Source organism: Tolypothrix sp. VBCCA 56010 (assembly GCF_050875635.1).
Classification (GTDB): Bacteria; Cyanobacteriota; Cyanobacteriia; order Cyanobacteriales; family Nostocaceae; genus Hassallia.
In genome coordinates, this window is the sequence record NZ_JBPAOH010000325.1 from 1 (window position 1) to 1870 (window position 1870).

Genomic DNA, 1870 nt, shown 5'->3' on the forward strand with positions numbered 1-1870 from the left:
AGGGTTGGGTAGCTGAATCAAAATAATTAGACAATCTTCGTTATTCTTAGACATTTCATGAGCTATAATCAGCAGATGTCTAAGTTAACTGTATCTGAAGCTGCAAAATTAAAAGGAGTGTCCACTAAAACCCTCTATAGATGGGAAGCAGAAGGAAAACTGCATCCCGAAAGAACAGAAGGTGGGCACAGGCGATATGAGTTGTCTGAGTTGCTAGGAATTAAAGGTGAATTATCTTACACCATTGGTTACTGTCGCGTATCTAGCCACGATCAAAAAGAAGATTTAAAGCGTCAACGTGAGGTGTTGGAACTATTTTGTGCAACAAGCGGTTGGCAATTTGAAGTTATTGAAGACTTGGGTTCGGGAATGAATTATAACAAGCGTGGACTAAAAAGGTTAATAAGGTTAATTACCGAAAACAAAGTAGAAAGACTCGTACTGACCCATAAAGACCGCCTACTCAGGTTCGGCGCTGAACTCATATTTTCTTTATGTGAAATATTTGGAACGGAGGTAGTAATTATTAATCGAACAGAAGACAGTAGTTTTGAAGAAGATTTAGCTACTGACGTATTGGAAATAATTACAGTGTTTTCAGCACGACTATATGGTAGTAGAAGCCATAAAAATAAAAAGATTGTGGAAGAGTTGAAAGATGTTGCTCAAAGGATTTAAAACTAAACTTAATCCCAACAATAAACAGCGCTCCTTATTAGCTCAACATGCTGGTTGCGCGAGATGGGCGTACAACTGGGGATTGCAACAATGCTTACTTGCTATTGAAGCCAGGAACATTGCTCATGTGCGAGGAGAATCATTACCAAAATTTCCATCAGCTATTGACCTCCATAAGAAATTGAATGCCGAGGTAAAGCCAGAACAGAAATGGTTTTACAATTCCTCTAAGTGCGCTCCGCAACAAGCGCTCAGAGATTTAGACAATGCTTGGAAGCGGCACTTGAAAGTTAAAGGTAGTGGCGTGCCTAAACGAAAGAAGAAATTCGTCAACGACCATTTTTACCTGGATGGAGCTATTGCCATTAAAGATGGGTTTATCCAGTTACCTCGTATCGGTTTAATTCGGTTGTACGAAACTGTTCCCAATCAAAAAATTAAATCCGTAAATATCAGTCGCAAAGCAGGAGAGTGGTATGTTGCTTTCAAGGTTGAGGTGGAGCAAGTAACAAGTCATAAAAAGTTCGGACGAGTCGGTGTGGACTTGGGCATCAAGATGCTAGCAACATTGAGCGATGGCACTATTTATCCAGCACTGAAGCCTTACCGCACTAATAAAACAAAGCTGAAGGTACTACAACGCAAACTATCCAGACAAATATCAGGAGGGAAGAATCGCGAGAAGACTAAACAAAAAATAGCCAAGCTTCATGCTCGTATTGCTAGTATTCGTAACGATGCTACACATAAGTTAACTTCGCATCTTGCCAAAAACCACAGTGAGATTGTGATTGAGAACTTGAACGTATCAGGCTTGTTGAAAAATCACAAATTGGCCAGTGCCATCGCCGACTCTGGTTTCTACGAATTTAGAAGGCAGTTGGAATACAAAGCTGAATGGTATGGTAACAAAGTTATCGTCATTGATAGATTCTATCCATCAAGTCAGCTTTGTAGTAATTGCGGTCATCGTCAACCAATGCCATTGCGATTAAGGACTTACGACTGTCCTAATTGTGGTATATCCATTGACCGCGATTTGAATGCTTCAATTAACATCAGAGATTATTCGGAAGCTGCGGCAAGCTCTGCCGTGGAAGCCTGTGGACGGGATCTGCCTGGGAGACCGGTTGAAGCAGGAAGCAAACAAGAGTCTTGGCATGTCTAAGATTGTATAAGTTTTACAGAGCGG

2 protein-coding genes are annotated in these 1870 nt (G+C 40.9%); both read left to right on the plus strand.

Annotated features, from left to right (window positions below; translation table 11 throughout):
* Positions 1–75: 75 nt before the first annotated feature.
* Entirely contained in the window at positions 76–678 is a 603-nt protein-coding gene (locus AABK37_RS41180) for an IS607 family transposase (protein ID WP_432557141.1), read from the plus strand.
* Positions 659–1846, plus strand: coding sequence for an RNA-guided endonuclease InsQ/TnpB family protein (locus AABK37_RS41185; RefSeq protein ID WP_432557142.1), 1188 nt, complete (start codon positions 659–661; stop codon positions 1844–1846). Before AABK37_RS41180 ends, AABK37_RS41185 begins: the two co-directional genes overlap by 20 nt.
* The last annotated feature ends 24 nt before the right edge of the window (positions 1847–1870 follow it).

Excerpts from the sequence above, each read along its gene's own strand:
- AABK37_RS41180 (WP_432557141.1), top strand. The coding sequence starts at position 76 with ATGTCTAAGTTAACTGTATCTGAAGCTGCAAAATTAAAAGGAGTGTCC.
- AABK37_RS41185 (WP_432557142.1), top strand. The coding sequence starts at position 659 with ATGTTGCTCAAAGGATTTAAAACTAAACTTAATCCCAACAATAAACAG.